Source organism: Thermoplasmata archaeon (genome assembly GCA_035532555.1).
Taxonomy (GTDB): domain Archaea; phylum Thermoplasmatota; class Thermoplasmata; order Lutacidiplasmatales; family UBA184; genus Lutacidiplasma.
This window is the reverse complement of record DATKQS010000004.1, coordinates 39,178-56,845: the sequence shown is the minus strand read 5'-3', so window position 1 is coordinate 56,845 and position 17,668 is coordinate 39,178. Positions and strand designations below refer to the sequence as shown.

The following is a 17,668-nucleotide window of genomic DNA, read 5'->3' as shown; positions in this document are numbered from 1 at the left end:
ATCCGTGAGCGAAACCGAAGCGACCCCGGGCGGTCCGACCCGGGGACCGGCCCCGATCGAGATCAAGCGGCGGCTCGCCACGCTTCGCTACGCGACCGATTCCAAGGACCACGCCCACATCACCGTCAAGCCGGAGATCTGCGCACCGTGCCCGCACTCCTTCTGCACCGTTGCCTGCCCCGCACAGTGCTACGAGCGCATCGAAGGGAAGCTCGTCTTCCGGTACGAGGATTGCATCGAGTGCGGAGCGTGCGACATCGCCTGCGATCAGGGGTCGGTGACCTGGACGATGCCCCGGGGACCGTACGGGATGCGCTACCGCTTCGGCTGATCCGGCTCCGCGCTTCGTTCCACTGAAGGGCTAGGTTCAAAGCCTGCTGCCCGGCTCGAACGGAGGGGGTACCCTCGATTCCGGCGATGTCCAGCGATGGGATGCCGAGCGCCTTGTTCCCCTATCGCCTCCGCGCCGGCCAGGAGGAGATCCTCCGCGAGATCGCTCGGATCTCCGAGAGCGGAGGCCCGCTCCTCGTCCACGCGCCGACCGGCTCGGGCAAGACCGTCGCGACCCTCGCGCCGCTCCTCGAACATGCGGAGAAGGCCGATCACAAGATCCTCTACCTCGTACGCACCCACGCCCAAGAAGTGCAGGTCCTCCAGGAGGCCCGAGCCATCTCCCATCGGCTGGAGCGGCCCCTGCTCTCCATCGGGCTGCAAGGGCGCGGGCGTCGCTGCCTCCTGCTCGAGAACGTCGCCGAGATGAAGGGCGCGACCGCCGAGGAGCACGGGAAGCTCTGCGGGGACCGCAAGCGAGCGACCGAGCGTGGGTTCCGCGAAGGCAACCAGGTCCTTCCCCCGCCCGAGCTCCCCGAGGGGGGCCCTGTCGACCTCGTTGACCTGGATGGGTGCGTGTACTACGCCCGGGTCCTACAGGCGGACATGGAAGTGGAGACCGATCGGCTCGCCTCTAAGCAACCGACCCCGCGTGAGTTCGAGGAGTACTGCCGGACCGAGAACCTGTGCCCGTACGAACTGTCGAAGAAGCTCATGCCTTCCTCGCGAATCGTCACGGCCCCGTACGCGTTCTTCTTCCACCCGCACGTCCGACGTTCGCTGTACGCTTGGATGGGAGTCGGGCCCGAGCGGGTCGATCTCGTGGTCGACGAGGCGCACAATCTCCCGGAGTACCTGCGGGAGACGACGACCGTCTCCCTCCCGCTCACCTCCGTCCGGTACGCCCGGGCCGAGCTCGCCGAGCGCGGGGATTTTCAGCTCCCGGACGGGCCGAGCGCGAGCCGGCTGCTCGACATCGTCAGCGCGGCCGAGGAGGAGCTCCTGCAGTCGCTCGTGCACGAGGACGACGCCATCCTTCCCCCGAACGTCCTCGAAGATGGCCTCCTGACGGCGCTCGGCGGCACGAGCCATCGCCTCGACACCTGGCTCGGATCCCTCGCCACCTGGGGGGAGAACCTGCGCGAGGAACGCCGCCGCGAGCGCAAGCTTCCGCGGTCCTGGGTTCATACGGTGGCGCTCACCCTGCTCTCCTGGCCCCAGCTCGATGAGCCGGGCTACGTCAAGGTCGCCACGAAGTCGCCCCGGGCGGCGCTCGAGGCCTACGCGCTCGACGCGAGCCTCCCCGCTCAACCGATCCTCGAATGCCACACCTCCGTGCACCTCTCGGGGACGCTGGCGCCCACCGATGAGTATCGGGACGCGCTCGGCCTCGGCGAACGGACCCGATGGCTGAGCGTACCATCGCACTTTCCGCCCTCCCACATCAAGTATCTGTACGATCCGACGGTCAGCACGCGCTTCGAAGAGATCCGGGCCGATCCGAGGGCGATCCCGCGGATCTCCGATCGGGTATCCTCCGTTCTGCAGAGCCTGCCGGTGAACACGGCCGTGTTCTTCCCGAGCTTCGATCTCATGGAGAAGGTGTACCACGCGGGGCTCGAGCTGACGATCCCGTCTACGAGCGTGATCGAGTCCCCACGGGTCTCTACCGCAGATCTGTGGCGGTCGATCGACGCGCACAAGCAGGGGGCGAGCCGAGGCGTCATCCTGGGAGTATCCGGAGGCCGGATTGCTGAGGGGCTCGATTTCCCCGGACAGGAGCTCGAGGCCGTGGTGATCGTGGGGATCCCCTACCCCCGACCGACCGCTCGCCGCGAGGCGCTCCGCCGGTTCCTGGACGCGCGCACGGGACGGGGTTGGGAGTACACCATGGAGATTCCGGCCCGACGCGCGATGCAGCAGGCGATCGGTCGGATGATACGGTCCGAGCACGACCGCGGGATCGCGATCGTCCTGGACCACCGCGCTCCGGCATTCGCGGACATCTTCCCGGGGCTCGAACCGATCGGGAACCTGGCCGCGAGCGCGCGGGCATTTTACGGTCGGCGCGCCCGTTGGTCGGGGTCCCCTCCCAGGAGCCCCGCGCCGCAACCCCTAAGAGGAGATTCCTCGCTCCCGCCTTCGTGATCATCACGCGGACCCCGCTGCGGATCAGCTTCGCCGGCGGAGGCACGGATCTCCCATCGTACTATCGCCATCACGGCGGGGGTGCCGTCACCAGCGCCGCGATCGGCCGGTACGTCCACGTCCTCGTCAATCCAAACTTCGACCGATCGATCCGGGCGACGTACTCCCAGACCGAGAACGTCTCGCACTTCGATCAGCTTCAGCACGGCATCATCCGAGAGGCGATGCGGCTCACCGGCGTGACGGAGGCGCTCGAGATCCACACGATCGCCGACATCCCCGGCGAAGGCACGGGGCTCGGGTCCTCCTCGAGCCTTGCGGTGGGTCTCCTCCATGCGCTCTATGCCTACCAAGGGATCCTGAAGGATCCGGCCGTCCTCGCGGCCCAGGCTTGCGAGATCGAGATCGACGTCCTCCATGGTACCCTCGGCAAGCAGGATCAGTACGTCGCGGCGTTCGGTGGGGTGGACTACATCGAGTTCCGGGCGGACGACACCGTGCGGTGCGCTCCGATCCCGCTCACCACGCAGGATCGGGAGTCGCTCAGCGACCACCTTTCCCTCTTCTACACGGGGCGCACCCGAAAGGCGCAGGGGATTCTGACGGACCTGAGCGACCACGCGCACGAGAACCGCGAATCGCTCGAGCGGATGCGCGAGCTCGCCGGTGAGACGCGGGATACGTTGATGCGCCGCGATTGGGCCCGGCTGGGAGCGCTCGTGGACGAAGGTTGGCAGCTCAAGCGAGGTCTCTCCGAGGCGGTCTCCGACGCGGAGATCGACCAGCGGTACGCGGCGGCGAAGGTCGCCGGCGCCTACGGAGGCAAGATCGCCGGTGCCGGCGGCGGCGGTTTCCTACTGCTCGTGCACCCGCCGGAGCGGACCCGTCAAATATCGGAGGCCCTCTCCCCCATGATGCGGCTACCGGTGCGCATCGCTCCGGAGGGGTCGCGGATACTGTTCGTGAGCCGATGAGCGAAGCCCCCGGCCTCCCCGCATACGTCACCCGGTACGTCGCGGATACGAAGGCGGCCCTGCAGGATGGCTACCTGCTTGAGGCGATGGAACGGATCGTCCCGGTCCTGTTGAAGGCTCGTCAGGACGGATGTACGATCTTCTTCTTCGGGAACGGCGGAAGCGCGTCGACCGCATCGCATTTCGTGGTCGACATCGGCAAGGCCACGATCCGGGGGGACGGCAAGCGGTTCCGCTGCGTGGCACTCGTCGACAACGTCGAGACCGTCACCGCCTGGGCGAACGATTCGGAGTACGCGGTCGTGTTCAGCGAGCAGCTGCGCACCCTTGCGCAGGCCGGGGACGTTGCGGTGGGGATCTCGGGAAGCGGGAACTCCCCGAACGTGCTCAAGGCGGTCGAGACGGCCCGCACGATGGGTCTGCGCACCGTGGGACTGACGGGCATGGGCGGCGGGAAGCTGCGGGGCGCGGTCGACATCCCGCTCGTCGTCCCTTCGAACTCGATGCAGCACATCGAGGACGTGCACCTCCTCGTCTGCCACCTCCTCACCGCCTATCTTCGGGACGAGGCGCCGAGCGCTTCCGCATGAGCCCGGTCCTCGTCCGGGACTACATGGTCCTGCGCGTGGAGCAGCTCTCCGACACGAGCACGATCGCGGAGGCGATCGAAAAGCTGCTCAAGACCCGTCACCACGGCCTCCCCGTGACGGACGTCGACGGAAAGCTCGTGGGCTTCGTCAGCGCGAAAGAGCTCCTCCGCAACGCGGGGGAGCGTCGGACGCCCCTCGCAAAGATCCTTCGGCCGGGGACGTACACGGCACGGCCCGATACCGCGCTCGACGATGCCGCCCGCATCATGTTCAGGTTCGGCCTACGCGATCTTCCGATCATCGACGAGGCCGGTATTCTCGTCGGCGTCCTCGCCAACCTCGACATCGTCCGCTCGCACTTCGAGCGGAGCTCTCCGGCGAAGGCCGACACCCTGAAACGGCTGCTCGCCGAGCGCTACGGGATCGCATTTTCCTACCAGCGGGGGTTGGTGCCGCTCAACCACCTGATCCCCACGCAGGCGAAGGTCTACGAGGACGAGCTCGAGGGCCGCCGCTACGAGCTCGAGCGCGGGTTCGCCGAGCCCCTGCTAGTCGTACGCAAGGGCGAGGCGTGGATCCTCGTGGACGGCCACCACCGTGCGCTCGCGGCGCGGGAGATGGGGCTCGCCCAGATCCAGGCCTACATCCTGGTCCCCGAGGATCCGGCACGGTTCGCCACGCTCGAAACGGGGCTCGAGCGGACGGCGCGCGAGCACCACTTGAGGTCGCTGTCGGATATCGAGATCGATCGATCCGCGCACCACCCGCTCATCGAGGTCACGACGCAACTCCTCCGTCGGTTCGATCTCGCCGACGCCGAAGAATCCTCTTCCTCGCGCTCGGACGGACCCCCGGTCTAGAGCCCGAAGGCGCTCTCCCGAGCGTTCGTACAATATCCATATCAACCGATCCCAGGTCCAAACGCCGCCGAGGATCCTGTGAAGTTCGAGACGACGAGGAGTCGCCCGAGTCCCCTCCGTCGCGCTCTGCCCTGGTTCATCGCCGGCATTCTCCTCGCGGGCATTGGCCTTCCCGGGTCGGCGTTCGCGGAGAGCGGACTTCGAGCCGGTCCGCTGATCGGGGAGGGTCACGCAATCCCGGCGGTCAACCGAACGGAAGTGGTGCAGGTCGTGATGTCCGACGCACCGGCGTACTCGCCGGCATCGTTCACGGCGAACGTGAGCTCGAACCTGAGCGTCGATCTGTTCAACAACGGTTCGCTGGCCCATACCTTCACGGTCTCTCCCATCCCCAACTACGTACTCCCCCAGAACTGGACCCCATCCCAGCTCGACCATTTCTACGCGACCGAGGGCGCCCTGGCCAACGTGAACGTCTCGGCGGGCCAGCACGCCTGGGCCAACCTCACGCTCAACGCGTCGACCTCTCCCGGAGCTTACGAGGTCTACTCGCTCATCCCGTACCAGTTCCAGGCCGGGATGTCCGGAAGGATCCTGGTGCAGGGAGGACCGGGCTTACAACTCTCCGAGAACACGACCGATTCGCTCTCCTTCGTTCCCAACATCCTGGACCTTACGCCCTCCTCCTATCCCATCACGGTCGATGTCCTCGTGACGAACCTCGGGAACGATGGGCACACCTTCACCATGAGCCCCCTCTCCAACGTGACCTTGCTCCCCAGCAACTTCACCCAGTTCTTCCAGCAGCATTCCCCGCTCACGAACGCTCCGATCCCCTCCGGGGCGGGAAACGCCGCGTGGGCGAACTTCACCGTCTACGGCCCGGGGGTCTACCAGTACATCTGCACCATCACGGGGCACTTTGCGAACGGCATGTACGGCTTCCTGTACGTCGGGGTTCCCATCCCTCCCCTGCCTCCGCCCCTGAGCACCGCCATCGTCCAAGGCTGGATACTGGTCGGAGTCGCCGCGCTCCTGGGCGTGGGGATCGCGGTCGTGATCGTGGCGTCGCTGACCGGGCGGGTGCCACCCCCGCCGAAGGCTCCCGAAGGACCCCACTAACACTTCGGGAATGGGCCCCCGGATCGAGAGGCCCCCTCCTCGATCGCCGTCTCATCCGGCCCCGGATGAGTCTCGGCGATGCCGGACGGGCCTCGATGGGGAGGGCGCCAGACGTCGCGCTACGTGACCACGAGGAACGAACGCATCGTCCCGTGGAACGTGCCGCAGAATTCGGTGCACTGAATGAGATACTCGCTTCCCGCGGGGACGTTGGGAACGGAGAACTGGATCGTGTTCGTCCGACCGGGGATCGCGTCGATGCGAACGCCGATGCCGGGGATGTTGAACGAATGGATCACATCGGCGCCGGTGACGTTGATCTGCACGACGGATCCGGGCGTGGCCCATAAAGCGCCGCCGGATACGGTGTTCGTGCTCGCGTCGTAGGTCGAGTTGAAGCACGTGTCGTTGCTGTAGCAGAACTCCCAGTACCATTGGTGGCCGATGACGTTGACGTACTCTCCGGGGTTCGGAGCGAGCGCGTCGAGATTGTACAGTAGGAAGGTCGAGTAGAATGCGACGCCCGCGAGGATGACCACGACCCCGAGTGTCCAAGCGATCTCGAGCTTGTTGATCTTAACCATGACGGTATCTCTTCATCTTCGGGTCGCGGAAGCGGACGATCGCATAGACGAGGAACGCGAACGTGACGACGGCACCACCGACGGCCAATCCGGTCATCACCCAGAGGAGGTCGTTGGTCATCTGGAGGTTCGTCTCCCCGAACCACGGGTTCACGGCTATGGACCCCACGAAATGCGCGAGCCCACCGGCGAACCAAGAGCCGACCACGATGCGCAACCGGGAGCGCACCTACATAATCCTCACGTACGAACCGCAGGGTCCGTAGCATCGCGCGCCGACGCGGGAGGTACGTACGCAGGGGGTTTTAACCGGGCCATCCGTGAGCCTGCCACCCGGAGAATCGCGGGGGTTGGATGCGCACATCGAAATTTCGCTTGCGAACCGTAGTCCCCGCCGTCGCCCTCGTGGCGATCCTGCTCGGACTCGCTATCGGAGGGGGGGTCGTATGGAGCGCCCCGGGCGCCAAGGCCGAGGTCCCGGGACCGGCGAATCCCCCGGCGAGCGCGCAGACCTATACGGTCACCGCGGTCCCCGGCTACGCGTTCCAGGAGAGCACCACCCAGCTGCAGCCCAACACCACGGTCTCGATCTCCTTTGTCAACGCGGACGTGATCGCGCACACGTACACGCTCATCGCCGTTCAAGGCAAGGTGATCCCGACCAGCTACAGTCCCTCGCAGCTCAACGCCTACGCGACGCAATGGGGCGCCATCGTATGGATCAACGCGAGCGGGACGGGAACGTACCCCGCGACGTTCCAGGCTCCGGCGAAGGGATGGTACGAGTTCGTCTGCATGGAACCCGGGCACTTCCAGCAGGCGATGTACGGGTTCATCGCCTTCGGAATGGCGCTGCCTTCCAACCTCACGGTGTCCAGCCCCAACGTCGGTGCCGGCTGGCCGGTCTACGTGATCACGGGAACCATCGTCACGCTGGTCATCATCACCATCGTTCTGGGATTCGTGGTCGGGGGGCGCAAGGGAGCCAAGCATGAGATGCCTCCGGAGCGCCTCGGCTATCCGGAGCGTCCCCCCGCGGCTCCGCCGCTTCCGCCCGAGGGGCCCAAACCCCCGGTATAGGCATCGCGCTCGCGCTCCCGTCCCCGCGCCGCAAGGTTCAAATGCGAGGAGATATCCATACCTACGGACCGCGTAGTAGGTTGGGAATCCAAAATGGCATGGGCCACACCGAGCAGAGAGCGGCGCGTACTCAAGGCCGGACACTCTTCGATCGCGGTCACCCTACCTAAACCGTGGGCGGAGGCGATGAACCTCCATCCCGGGGATCTGATCGTGTTCGATCAGAACGACGATGGGACGCTCTTCCTCAAGCCCGCCCCGGTTCCCGGAGCGGTGCCGTCGGGAACGCCGTACCTCGTGCAGGCCCACTCCTTCGACACCCCGGGGGTCCTCGAGCGGCTGATCGTGGGCGCCTACCGCGTCGGCCACGACGCGATCGAGATCCGGACCGATATCCCGCTCACGCCGGAGCGCGTGGAGGAGACGGTGCAGACCGCGCGCGGTCTCCTCGGGGTCAGCATCGTCGCTCAGGAACCGACCCGGATCGTCCTGCAGAACTTCATCGACCCGTCGAAGTACGAGCTACCCCAGCTCGTCCAGCGCATGAAGATGATCCTCGTCGCGTCCATTGACGAGACCCAGGAGATCCTCGCGCGGCACGTGCGGACCCGCCGGCTGACGACCCTCTCCGAGGAGGGCAGCAAGGTCCTCGCGCTGCTCGTCCGCCAGCTCTTCCTCGCCAGCCGTGACTGGTCGCTCGCGCGACGCATCGGCTCGCCCGATCCCCGCCAGCTCCTCGAGTGGCGGGTAGTGGTGCACACGCTCGGTGAGCTCTCCGACCTGTTCAACGAGACGCTCACCGTGCTCAACCAGAACCACTCCAAGCTCGCTGGAACCGAGGGCGCCCTCATCGCGCTGCTCCCGCGCCTGAAGGACCAGCTCAAAGAGGTCGTGGACGCCCTCATGCGCCCGTCGCTCGACCGCGCCTGCGAGGTCTACCAGGACTCGATCAATCTCTGGCACGCGAGCGTCGAAGCGGCCGAGCGCTCGAAGGGGCTCGCCCGGAAGAACGGGATCTACCAGGCGATTGTGGCGCTCGGGCGGGGCGCGGGTTGCCTGTCGCTGCTCGCGGAGATGGCGATCGATCGGGCCGTATCGAGCGGCCACGAGACCGTCATGGTCGAGGCCGCGTAGGGGCCTTTATCTCTCCGTCGTACGGACGGTCGGTACCAATCGCACCCTCCCGTACGAACGCCATATCCTCCCACCCTTGGTCGAGCACGTGGGGGCAACTTAGGTGTTCGACTCTATCGACGATTGGTTGATCATTGCCGTGGTCGCGGGGATTCTGTTCTATGGGTCCACGAAGATCCCACAGCTCGCTCGAAGCCTCGGGCGATCGATGGGGGAGTTCAAGCGTGGGCGACTCGAAGTGGACCGCGAATTGAAGGCCGAGCAAGCGGCGCTCGCGGCGGGGACCGCCCCGAGCCCACCGACTACTACGGGACCGTCCCATTAGACGGATCGGCATCGATCGCGGCATGCGAACGGCGCTACGCCCGGGGAGCGACCCGCTAGGGAGAGGAGGCCCCCCCTCTCGCGCGGAGGAGGCTCCCATTGACTGATGCGGGAATTGCAGCGCCTCCTCGGCATCCTGGGGGAGGTTCGACGCCGAGTGATCCGCATCGCCTTCGTGCTGGTCCCGATCTTCGCGTTCATGATCACCTTCAATCTGCAGTGGACGACGGTCACGTGGATGGGGCACACCGTTCCGATGGTGTACCCGCAGTTCAACCTGTTCTACAACGCCAGCGCGCAGGTCTTCCGATGGATGTCGACCCACATGCTTCCCTCGGGGGTCCAGCTGTTGAACGTCGGCGTCGGCGACTCCGTCTTCATCCAGATGGAGATCGCGCTCCTCGTCACGCTGATCCTCGGAATGCCGTGGATCATCCACGAGGTCGGAGCGTTCCTCGTCCCGGCGCTAAGGAAGAACGAACGCGACCTGCTCCGCTTGATCGGGATCCCCGCGACGGCGCTGTTCATCGTGGGGACGGCGATCGGCGTCTTCCTCCTGACGCCGTTCACCTTCCTTCTGCTGTTCAAGTACGTCGCGGCGATGGGCCTCGCTCCCATCGTCGGCGTCCAGGACTTCGTCACCTTCGCGCTGCTGTACTCCCTCGCGTTCGGAGTGGTCTTCGAGCTCCCGATCTTTGTCTACACCCTCACGCGCCTCGGGGTCGTGAAGGCCGCCGCCTGGACCAAGCACTGGCGCGGAGCCGTACTCGGGGCACTGATCTTTGGGATGATCATCACGCCGGACAACTCCGGGATCACCATGCTCCTCATCGCCCTCCCGATGATGGCGCTCTACTTCGGAGGCGCGTACTTCGCCGCTCGGTACGAGCGCAAGCGCGACCGACGGCAGGCCGTCGTCCCCGTGGTGGGAGCGGGGTGAGCTAGCTGCGATGGCGCTGGCCTCCGACATGGACTGGGTCATCATCGCCGGCGTCGCCTCGCTCCTCCTCTTCGGCACCAAGGGCGCCGGAACGATGCGGACGATCGGCCGGTGGTACGGGCGGGCGATCCGCATGAAGCAACAGATGCTCGGCGAGTTCACCAAGGCCGCGGACATTCCGCTCCCTACCCCGGGGCAGCCGCTCTCGATCCGCAGCGCTCTGATGGGGCTCGAGCCGCTCTCCTCCCCCATGGGAGGCATCCCGATCGCCGTGAGCACCGCCCCGAGCGCTCCCTACCGGCCGGCGCTCGAGCCGAGCGTCCCGTGGGCCGGATCCTATCCCGTGCCGACCTGGTCGATGGCGATCCCCTCGGTGATCGTAGAGCCGGAGCGCACGCCATGAGCCTCACTCCAGCGCAATCGGTGGACCTGGTCGAGGTCCTGGTGATTCTGATGGGGGTCGGGATCTTCTGGGCGGTCTACTACGGCAGCGACCGGGCCGAACTGCCGGGAGACGCGACCGTTCCCGACCCGAGCCAGGTCGACGACACCTTGCCCGACACCCGCGGGAGGACGCTGTGAGCCCCGATCTCGATTGCCCGTCGAGCTGCCCGTTCGCCGTGGCGCGCGAGGAGGCCCTGTCGTTCCCCGTGGGCCAGGTCCACCGCGTCGCGAGCGAGGGCGAGGAGGTCGACGAGACCAAACGCAACATGCTCAAGCTCCTCGCGGTCGCGGGGATCGTCGGCGTCGGGATCGGAGGCGGTATCGCCGGGGCGCTCCAGTACGCCCAGCCTCCCACGATCGGGATCTCGAGCTACCCACGCGTCCAGCTGCTCGACGTTTCGGGCCAACCGCTCACGGTCGACTCGGTGATGAAGAACTACAGTTCCAATTCCACGCAGTGCTTCACGTTCGCCTACCCGCTTCTGAACGAGCCCAACTTCTTCCTGAACCTGTATCCCGCGGTCGATCACGCGCTCAACGGGATTGGACCCGCAGGAGGTCCCCAGACGATCGTCGCGTTCAGCGCGATCTGCCAGCACTTGGGCTGCCCCGCGCCCGCCATCGCCTACTATCCGCCGGGAACCTGCCCGAACACCCCCGGGGGAAAGTCGGTCTACATCCACTGCAGCTGCCACGGCTCCACCTACGATCCGACGAACGGCGCATCGAACCTGACGGGACCCGCGGTGCTGCCGCTCCCCCAGGTCGTCCTCGAGCCGGACGCCAACGGCAACATCTTCGCGATCGGGATAACCCCCTCGAGCCCGGCTGTCAACGGGCACATCAATACCCTGCAAGGGGGCTACGGCGTCGCCTCTACCAGTCAGGTCAGCTCGCAGCCTCCCGTCATCCTGTGCAATTTCCCGCAGTAGGGGGGACGAAGTGTCGTTCAGCACCTGGTACAACCGCACGTTGAACCGGATCTGGGGATACGTCGAGAACCGTACCGGGATGCGCAAGTGGGCCCTCCGGCCTCAGCCCGCGTTCACGTTCAAACCGTCGTACTGGACGGGCGCGTTCGTGGCGACCGCGTTCCTGTACCAGGTAGTATCGGGCATCCTTCTGCTCCTGTACTACCAGCCGAGCGTCGGCTCGACCCTGACGGCATGCGGACAAGCGATCGGCACTCCGTTCTCGCCGGCGGCCTGGTGCTCGACGTACTACATCATCCACTCCATCCCGATGGGGTCGCTGCTCCTGTCGACCCATCTCTACGGCGCCTACGCCATGATTTTCCTGATGTTCGTCCACTTCTTCCGGGGCTACTATCTCGGGGTCTACAAGGCGCCCCGCGAGTTCTCCTGGATGGTCGGGACGCTCCTGATGCTCGTGACCCTCGGCATGGGGTTCACGGGCTACCTTCTCCCCTACACGCAGATCAGCTACAACGCCACCAACGTCGGGATCGTGCTCGCCATCCGACTCCCCGTGCTCGGTCCGGTCACGGCGCCGTTCATCATGGGGGACGGGACGCCCCAGGGACTGTTAGGCCGCATGTTCGCGGCCCACGTGCTGCTCCTGCCGCTCGCGCTCGGCGCACTGCTCTACGCCCACATCGCGCTGTTCGAGTCGCACGGGATCGCTCCGCCGTCCACCTCGGATCCGACCCAGCGCCGTCGGTTCACCGAGAAGGAGGACAAGGAGCACGTCCCGTTCATGCCCCACATCTTCTTCTACATGACCAAGTGGGCCCTGCTCTATCTCGGCGTCTTGTTCGGAATAGCGGCGCTCTGGCCCTGGACGCTCCCGACGTACGTGGGCAACACCGCCGCCGTCGGGGTGGTGACGGAACCCGATTGGTACTTCCTGTGGCTGTTCAAGCTGGTGGATTTCACGGGCGTCACTCCCGTGCTCGCCGTGGGAATCGGCACGGTGCTCGCGCTGTTCTTCCTGTTCTTGCCGTACCTCGACCGCTCGAAGCGCACCCACCCGAGGGACCGCCCGCTGTTCATCTTCATCGGGACGACCCTGCTTCAGTTCTTCATCATCATGAGCGTCTGGGGCGGGGTCACCCCCGGCGCCCAGATCGATCTGCCGACCATCGTCATGACGCTCGCGCCGATGGTCGTGGTGAACGCGGTCCTGGTCGTGTTCCTCCACTATCGCTACCAGGCGGGCTACCGGCGGCGCCTCGCGGCGCGCCAGAGCGGGCTGCCCGGCATCTACCCGAAGCGTGTGGGAGCCGGCACGCCCGCTGGGACCCCGATGTCGACGTCGGAGGTGAACCCCCTTGACTGATCCCTCGGAGGCCCCGCAGTGGAAGACAGGCGTGCTCTGGGCGATCCTGGGCGCGTTCCTAACGATCGGAACCCTGGGCGCGGCGTTCTTCGTCTACGGGCTCCTGCTCACGCTCGGGATCGGCCCCTCCGTAGTCGCGATCGCGGCGCTCGTCGGGGGAGCGGTCGTCGCGTTCCTCTCCTTCCTGTTCATGGCCGGGATCCTGTACCGCGTGGACCGGTATCGGGGCGCTACCCACCGGAGGGTCGAGTTCTTTGAATAGCGAAGAAGCGAGCCTTCGGGCGGTCCGGCGCCGTACAACGGACCTCTACGACGCGGTCACGTTCCTGATGCTGATCGGCATCGGCGCGCTCGTCGGGTACGTCTTCTACGTTGCGGATCCGATCTCCCCGCTCCTCTGCGCGCTCCAGGGAGGGACGAACTGCGCGCCGGCCGTGAACCCGCTCGTCACTCCCGGCGGGACGGAGTCGTTCGGGCTCGCGCTCGCCCTCATGCTCCTGATGGCCGCGCTGCTCTTCCACATCGTCGATCGCACCTACCGCGTCTGGCCGCTCGGCCGCCGGGTGACCCCGCCTCGGCCGGCACCCATCACCGCGGATTCCACGGCGCGCTTCCTGCGCATCGTGCTCGTCCTCGCCGCGGCCGCCGCCTCGAGCTACCTGCTCGGGAGCTTGATTCTCACATGAGCGCGCGGAGGTCGTAATGGACGCCACCACGACCTACATCGTGATCGGCCTGATCTCGGCATTCACCGCGTTCGCGGTCATCTTCCTGGGCTACCAGGGGAGCTGGTTCGTACGGAAGGCGAAGCTCTGGATGTTCACGACCGATCACAAGCGGATCGGTCTGATGTACATCGCCACCGGGATCACGTTCTTCTTCATCGGAGGGATCTACGCGGTCCTCATCCGTACCGATCTCGGCTTCGTCCAAGGGCTCGGGCTCGATCCCCAGACGACCCTCGGCATCACGCCGGACGTGTACAGCACGCTGTTCACGATGCACGGCGTGCTGATGATCTTCATGTTCATCATCCCGACCCTCGCCGGGTTCGGGAACCTCCTCGTGCCGTCGATGATCGGCGCCAAGGAGATGGCGATGCCCAAGATCAACGCCATCGCCTTTTGGCTGATCCCCCCCGCGGGGGTCATTCTGATCCTTTCGAACGCGTACGCCGGCTGGACCGGCTACGTCCCCCTGTCGCTCCAGCCGTACGGCCCGAACCCGTACGGGCTCGACTACTGGGTCCTGGGATTGCACATCCTCACGATCTCCTCGATCCTCGGCGCGGTCAACTTCCTCGTCACGATCATCAAGCACCGGGCGCCCGGGGTCGAGTACTGGAACATGCCCTTGTTCGTCTGGGCGACGCTGATCAATTCCGTACTCCTGCTATTCGCCCTCCCGTCGCTGTCCATCGCGCTGACGTTCGTGCTCAGCGACCGGAACTTCGGAACCCACATCCTCGCGAGCGTGAACGGCACGCCCCTCGGGGGAGCGCTCCTCTATCAGAACTTATTCTGGTTCTTCGCGCACCCCGAGGTGTACATCATGGTGTTGCCCGCGTTCGGGATCGTCTCCACCATCATCCCGAAGTTAGCGCGCAAGGACATCTTCGGCTATGCGGCGATGGCGATCAGCCTCGGCGCCTTCGCGATCCTCTCCTTCGCGGTCTGGGGCCACCACATGTTCCTGACGGGGATCGACACGAACGTCGCGTTCTTCTTCATGCTCAGCACGATGGCGATCGCAGTGCCATCCGCCGTGAAGACCTTCAACTGGGTCGCGACGCTCTGGGGCGGGCGGATCTGGATGGCGGTGCCGATGTGGTTCTGCTTCGCCTTCATCACGGGGTTCGTGATCGGAGGATTATCGGGACTCTACCTCGCTTCGATCCCGATCGACTATCTCTACCATGGGACGTACTTCGTGGTGGCGCACTTCCACTACATCCTGCTCGGCGGGACGCTGATGGCGCTCTTCGCGGGGATCTACTTCTACTTCCCGGTGATCACGCACCGCTGGTACAACCAGCGGCTCGGTCACATCCACTTCGCGCTCACGTACATCGGCGTCAACGTGCTCCTGTTCCCGATGTTCATCCTCGGGGCCGAAGGGATGCCGCGCCGCGTGTACGACTATCTCTGGGCCGGGAACTTCCAGGCGCTGAACTTCATCTCGACCCTCGGCGCGTTCATCCTCGGGATCGGCCAGCTGTTCTTCCTGTACAACATGGTCCACAGCTACTACTACGGCGAGCCCGTCACGAGCCGCGACCCGTGGGGCGAGCCGCTGCCGAGCACCATCTCCGGGCCCGTCGCCGTCCCGACTCCCGCGCCCACCCCCGTCCCCGTCTCGGCCGAGTCGGAAGGCGGGGTGTGAACCGGGAGGGCCGATGCGCGGGCACGACCTCTTTCGGTACGCCGCCGTCGCCGCCCTCGTCGCCTGTTACGTGACGATCATTCTGGGCGGGAACGTCATCGCGAGCGATTCCGGCCTCGGATGCCCATCGTGGCCCGCGTGCAACGGGTCGTTCACCCCGCTCCCGACGGTCTCGGGAGCCAGTGCGGTCGAGTGGGCCCACCGCGTCAGCGCGTTCTTCCTCGCGGTGGCGCTCGTCATCCTGAGCGCCTTCGCCCTCGCCTACGAGCGCCGCCGGCCGGTCCTGCTCAAGCTCAGCCTGTTCTCGCTCGCGCTGGTCGTCGCGCTCGCTCTGCTCGGAGGAGCGGTGGTCGATTCCAGCCTGAACCTCGCCCTGGTCCTCCTGCACTTCGCGCTCGCCACGATCCTGTTCGGGGTCCTGCTCATCCTCGTGCTCCTGTCCAACTTGCGTTCGCTCTCTCGGCGTTGGGTCACCTGGGCGGTGAAAGCGGGCGAGGAGCGCGAGGTGGACCCGTATGCGCTCGCCGGAGCCGACCCCGCGGACGATGGAGCCGCTCGGCCGGGCTCCTCGCCCGGCCCGGAAGGCTAAGCGAGCGAGCGGATTCGCTGCGCCCGAAGTGTCTCGATGAGCGAGGTCGCATCCGCCCGTACATCCGCGCTCCCCACGAGCTCCCGCTTCTCTGACGCGGTGAGCCTCGCGAAGCCGGGGATCACGTTGCTGATCGTCCTCGTGGCCGTCGGCGGATACTTCCTTGCGAACCCGACCGCGATCGACTGGTACCGCCTCCTCCTCCTCGTCCTCACCGGGGCCGCCGCCTCGGCCGGCGCGGCGATGCTGAACCACTACCTCGACCGGGACGTGGACCCGCAGATGCACCGGACCTCCGACCGGCCGCTGGCGGCCGAACGGATCGCATCGAGCACCGCGGTGCTCATCGCGGGCCTGGCCTTCCTCGCGGTGGGGATCGGCGCGGCGAGCGCGCTCCTCAACCCCCTCACGGGATTCTCGATCTTCCTGGGCGGGTTCACGTACGTCGTCGTCTACACGGCCTGGCTCAAGCGCCGGTCGAGCTGGAACATCGTCATCGGAGGCTTCGCGGGGAGCGCCCCCGCTCTCGCGGGGAGCGCCGCCGCGGTCGGCTACTGGTCCACGGGATCGATCGCCTTCGCGATTCTCGTCTTCCTTTGGACCCCTCCGCACTTCTGGAGCCTCGCCTTGCTGCTCAAGGACGACTACGCTCGGGCGGGGCTGCCGATGCTGCCTCGGATGAACGACGCCGCGTACTCGGGAAAGGTCGTGGTGATCTCCGCCGCGCTCCTCGTCCCGGCGGCGCTCTTGGTCGGTTGGACGGGAGCGATCACCTGGCCGATCCTCGTCGTCCTCGTCGTGCTCGGTCTGCTCTTCGTGATGTTCACACTTCCCCTGTGGAAGCGGGTCGACCGGGCCACGGCCCGTCGCGGGTTCATCTATTCGGGGCCCTACCTCCTGTTCGTGATCCTGGCGCTGATCGTGAACGTGCCGCTCCTCCGCTTCGGGATCCCGACGGGATTCGGCTAGGCCCGCCGGAGCCCCCGCGGGGCCGGGACTCGCCGGAGCAAGTTACCTGTAGGAAACGTGCCGCCGGTCCGCCAACGTCCTTATTTCGACCCGCACCCTATCGCTATCGATGACATCTCCTGAACGCCCCGTCGAGCCCGCCGAGCACAAGCGCGCCGCCGAGGACGTACTGCGGAAGTTCGGCTACGCTCGGATCCAACCGGACCAGGGCGACGCGGGCCTTTCTCCTACGTTCTGGGTCCAGGAGGCGGGCGTGCCCCGTCGGACCTGGCCGGTCTTTGTCGCGAGCACATCGTCCGAGTGGCTCGGGCGGTGGAACACGCGCCCCAAGAGTGCGCGGATGCGGGAGGATCGCGCGATCCTCGTCGTGCACTCCGATCGTGCCGCGGATGAGGCCTGGGACCGGATCGCCCGAGGGAAGTACTCGCCGATCGACTCCGAGCTCGCGATCCTCGTCGTCCCCGTCCCCGTGCAGGGGGACATCGCCCCCCACTGGCACCCGCGCGTCGTTGACCGCCGGGAGGTCCTGCGGATCGCCACGGGGGTCGTCGTGGGGATGTTCCAGCGCGCTCAGGACAGCGAGGGCGCCGCGCAGATCGACTTCGAGGAGATGCTGACGCTCCTGCGTACGCGATTCGGCATCGACGTCCACCGCTCGCTCGACGTGAGAACGGACGAGGAGGCGCTCTTCCTGATCTACCAGATGGCGATGAAGGACTCCTACGCCCCGGGGGACCCCGGCGCCAACCTGCACCTCTTGGTCCTCAAGCCGACGGGCCCCTCGGCCCGCCTGCCCTGGTTCGCGGCGTGAGCCCGCGCTCGAGTACCGCCCCGGCACCGGGGGAGCCGGGGCGAAAGAACGCAGGGATTAAGAACGGCCGCGCCTCCTCGTGCTAACGA

The 17,668-nt window shown here is 66.4% G+C and carries 22 protein-coding genes; 20 read left to right on the top strand and 2 right to left on the bottom strand.

Annotated elements, in window-relative coordinates:
• Positions 1-4: 4 nt before the first annotated feature.
• The 6 genes from VMV28_00920 (at position 5) to VMV28_00895 (ending at position 6,024) form a co-directional block, all read left to right on the top strand.
• The gene (locus VMV28_00920; GenBank protein ID HUZ79177.1) at positions 5-331 is read left to right on the top strand and encodes a 4Fe-4S dicluster domain-containing protein; all 327 of its coding nucleotides are present in this window, start codon (positions 5-7) and stop codon (positions 329-331) included.
• An 86-nt stretch (positions 332-417) separates the two neighbouring features.
• The gene (locus VMV28_00915; protein HUZ79176.1) at positions 418-2,478 is read left to right on the top strand and encodes an ATP-dependent DNA helicase; all 2,061 of its coding nucleotides are present in this window, start codon (positions 418-420) and stop codon (positions 2,476-2,478) included.
• Positions 2,475-3,452: a GHMP kinase gene (locus VMV28_00910; protein ID HUZ79175.1), complete on the top strand. Its 978-nt coding sequence runs from the start codon at positions 2,475-2,477 to the stop codon at positions 3,450-3,452. The genes VMV28_00915 and VMV28_00910 overlap by 4 nt, the downstream gene beginning before the upstream one ends.
• Positions 3,449-4,042, top strand: coding sequence for an SIS domain-containing protein (locus VMV28_00905; protein ID HUZ79174.1), 594 nt, complete (start codon positions 3,449-3,451; stop codon positions 4,040-4,042). Before VMV28_00910 ends, VMV28_00905 begins: the two co-directional genes overlap by 4 nt.
• Complete coding sequence (locus VMV28_00900; protein HUZ79173.1) at positions 4,039-4,902, top strand: CBS domain-containing protein; 864 nt, start codon at positions 4,039-4,041, stop codon at positions 4,900-4,902. The genes VMV28_00905 and VMV28_00900 overlap by 4 nt, the downstream gene beginning before the upstream one ends.
• A 78-nt stretch (positions 4,903-4,980) precedes the next feature.
• Positions 4,981-6,024: a hypothetical protein gene (locus VMV28_00895; GenBank protein HUZ79172.1), complete on the top strand. Its 1,044-nt coding sequence runs from the start codon at positions 4,981-4,983 to the stop codon at positions 6,022-6,024.
• A 119-nt stretch (positions 6,025-6,143) separates the two neighbouring features.
• Here the strand turns inward: VMV28_00895 and VMV28_00890 are convergent, their stop codons facing one another.
• Together VMV28_00890 and VMV28_00885 are read right to left on the bottom strand one after the other, a co-directional pair.
• Positions 6,144-6,608, bottom strand: a complete 465-nt coding sequence (locus tag VMV28_00890) for a cytochrome c oxidase subunit II (protein HUZ79171.1) — start codon at positions 6,606-6,608, stop codon at positions 6,144-6,146.
• Entirely contained in the window at positions 6,601-6,816 is a 216-nt protein-coding gene (locus tag VMV28_00885) for a hypothetical protein (protein ID HUZ79170.1), read from the bottom strand. Before VMV28_00885 ends, VMV28_00890 begins: the two co-directional genes overlap by 8 nt.
• 146 nt (positions 6,817-6,962) lie before the next feature.
• Between VMV28_00885 and VMV28_00880 the strand changes: the two genes are divergently transcribed.
• From VMV28_00880 to VMV28_00815, 14 genes are all read left to right on the top strand, one after another.
• Positions 6,963-7,688 carry a hypothetical protein gene (locus VMV28_00880; protein HUZ79169.1) on the top strand — a complete coding sequence of 242 codons (726 nt, stop codon included), beginning with the start codon at positions 6,963-6,965 and terminating at the stop codon, positions 7,686-7,688.
• Between the two features lie 93 nt (positions 7,689-7,781).
• The gene (locus VMV28_00875) at positions 7,782-8,822 is read left to right on the top strand and encodes an AbrB/MazE/SpoVT family DNA-binding domain-containing protein (protein ID HUZ79168.1); all 1,041 of its coding nucleotides are present in this window, start codon (positions 7,782-7,784) and stop codon (positions 8,820-8,822) included.
• 103 nt (positions 8,823-8,925) lie between these two features.
• Positions 8,926-9,147, top strand: a complete 222-nt coding sequence (locus VMV28_00870) for a twin-arginine translocase TatA/TatE family subunit (GenBank protein ID HUZ79167.1) — start codon at positions 8,926-8,928, stop codon at positions 9,145-9,147.
• Positions 9,148-9,252: 105 nt separating this feature from the next.
• Entirely contained in the window at positions 9,253-10,086 is an 834-nt protein-coding gene (locus tag VMV28_00865; protein ID HUZ79166.1) for a twin-arginine translocase subunit TatC, read from the top strand.
• Positions 10,087-10,096: 10 nt separating this feature from the next.
• On the top strand, positions 10,097-10,489 hold the full coding sequence (locus VMV28_00860) for a hypothetical protein (protein HUZ79165.1): 393 nt from the start codon (positions 10,097-10,099) through the stop codon (positions 10,487-10,489).
• Entirely contained in the window at positions 10,486-10,668 is a 183-nt protein-coding gene (locus VMV28_00855) for a hypothetical protein (GenBank protein HUZ79164.1), read from the top strand. Before VMV28_00860 ends, VMV28_00855 begins: the two co-directional genes overlap by 4 nt.
• On the top strand, positions 10,665-11,462 hold the full coding sequence (locus VMV28_00850) for a Rieske 2Fe-2S domain-containing protein (protein ID HUZ79163.1): 798 nt from the start codon (positions 10,665-10,667) through the stop codon (positions 11,460-11,462). The genes VMV28_00855 and VMV28_00850 overlap by 4 nt, the downstream gene beginning before the upstream one ends.
• Positions 11,463-11,472: 10 nt before the next feature.
• Positions 11,473-12,828, top strand: coding sequence for a cytochrome bc complex cytochrome b subunit (locus tag VMV28_00845; GenBank protein ID HUZ79162.1), 1,356 nt, complete (start codon positions 11,473-11,475; stop codon positions 12,826-12,828).
• A complete protein-coding gene (locus VMV28_00840) occupies positions 12,821-13,090 on the top strand; it encodes a hypothetical protein (protein HUZ79161.1) in 270 nt (89 codons plus the stop codon). The genes VMV28_00845 and VMV28_00840 overlap by 8 nt, the downstream gene beginning before the upstream one ends.
• Positions 13,083-13,514: a hypothetical protein gene (locus VMV28_00835; protein ID HUZ79160.1), complete on the top strand. Its 432-nt coding sequence runs from the start codon at positions 13,083-13,085 to the stop codon at positions 13,512-13,514. Before VMV28_00840 ends, VMV28_00835 begins: the two co-directional genes overlap by 8 nt.
• A 16-nt stretch (positions 13,515-13,530) precedes the next feature.
• Positions 13,531-15,210, top strand: a complete 1,680-nt coding sequence (locus VMV28_00830; protein HUZ79159.1) for a cbb3-type cytochrome c oxidase subunit I — start codon at positions 13,531-13,533, stop codon at positions 15,208-15,210.
• A gap of 13 nt (positions 15,211-15,223) precedes the next feature.
• Positions 15,224-15,799 carry a COX15/CtaA family protein gene (locus tag VMV28_00825; GenBank protein ID HUZ79158.1) on the top strand — a complete coding sequence of 192 codons (576 nt, stop codon included), beginning with the start codon at positions 15,224-15,226 and terminating at the stop codon, positions 15,797-15,799.
• 36 nt (positions 15,800-15,835) lie between these two features.
• Complete coding sequence (gene cyoE / locus VMV28_00820) at positions 15,836-16,768, top strand: heme o synthase (protein HUZ79157.1); 933 nt, start codon at positions 15,836-15,838, stop codon at positions 16,766-16,768.
• Positions 16,769-16,877: 109 nt separating this feature from the next.
• Entirely contained in the window at positions 16,878-17,579 is a 702-nt protein-coding gene (locus VMV28_00815; protein ID HUZ79156.1) for a hypothetical protein, read from the top strand.
• Positions 17,580-17,668: the final 89 nt, after the last annotated feature.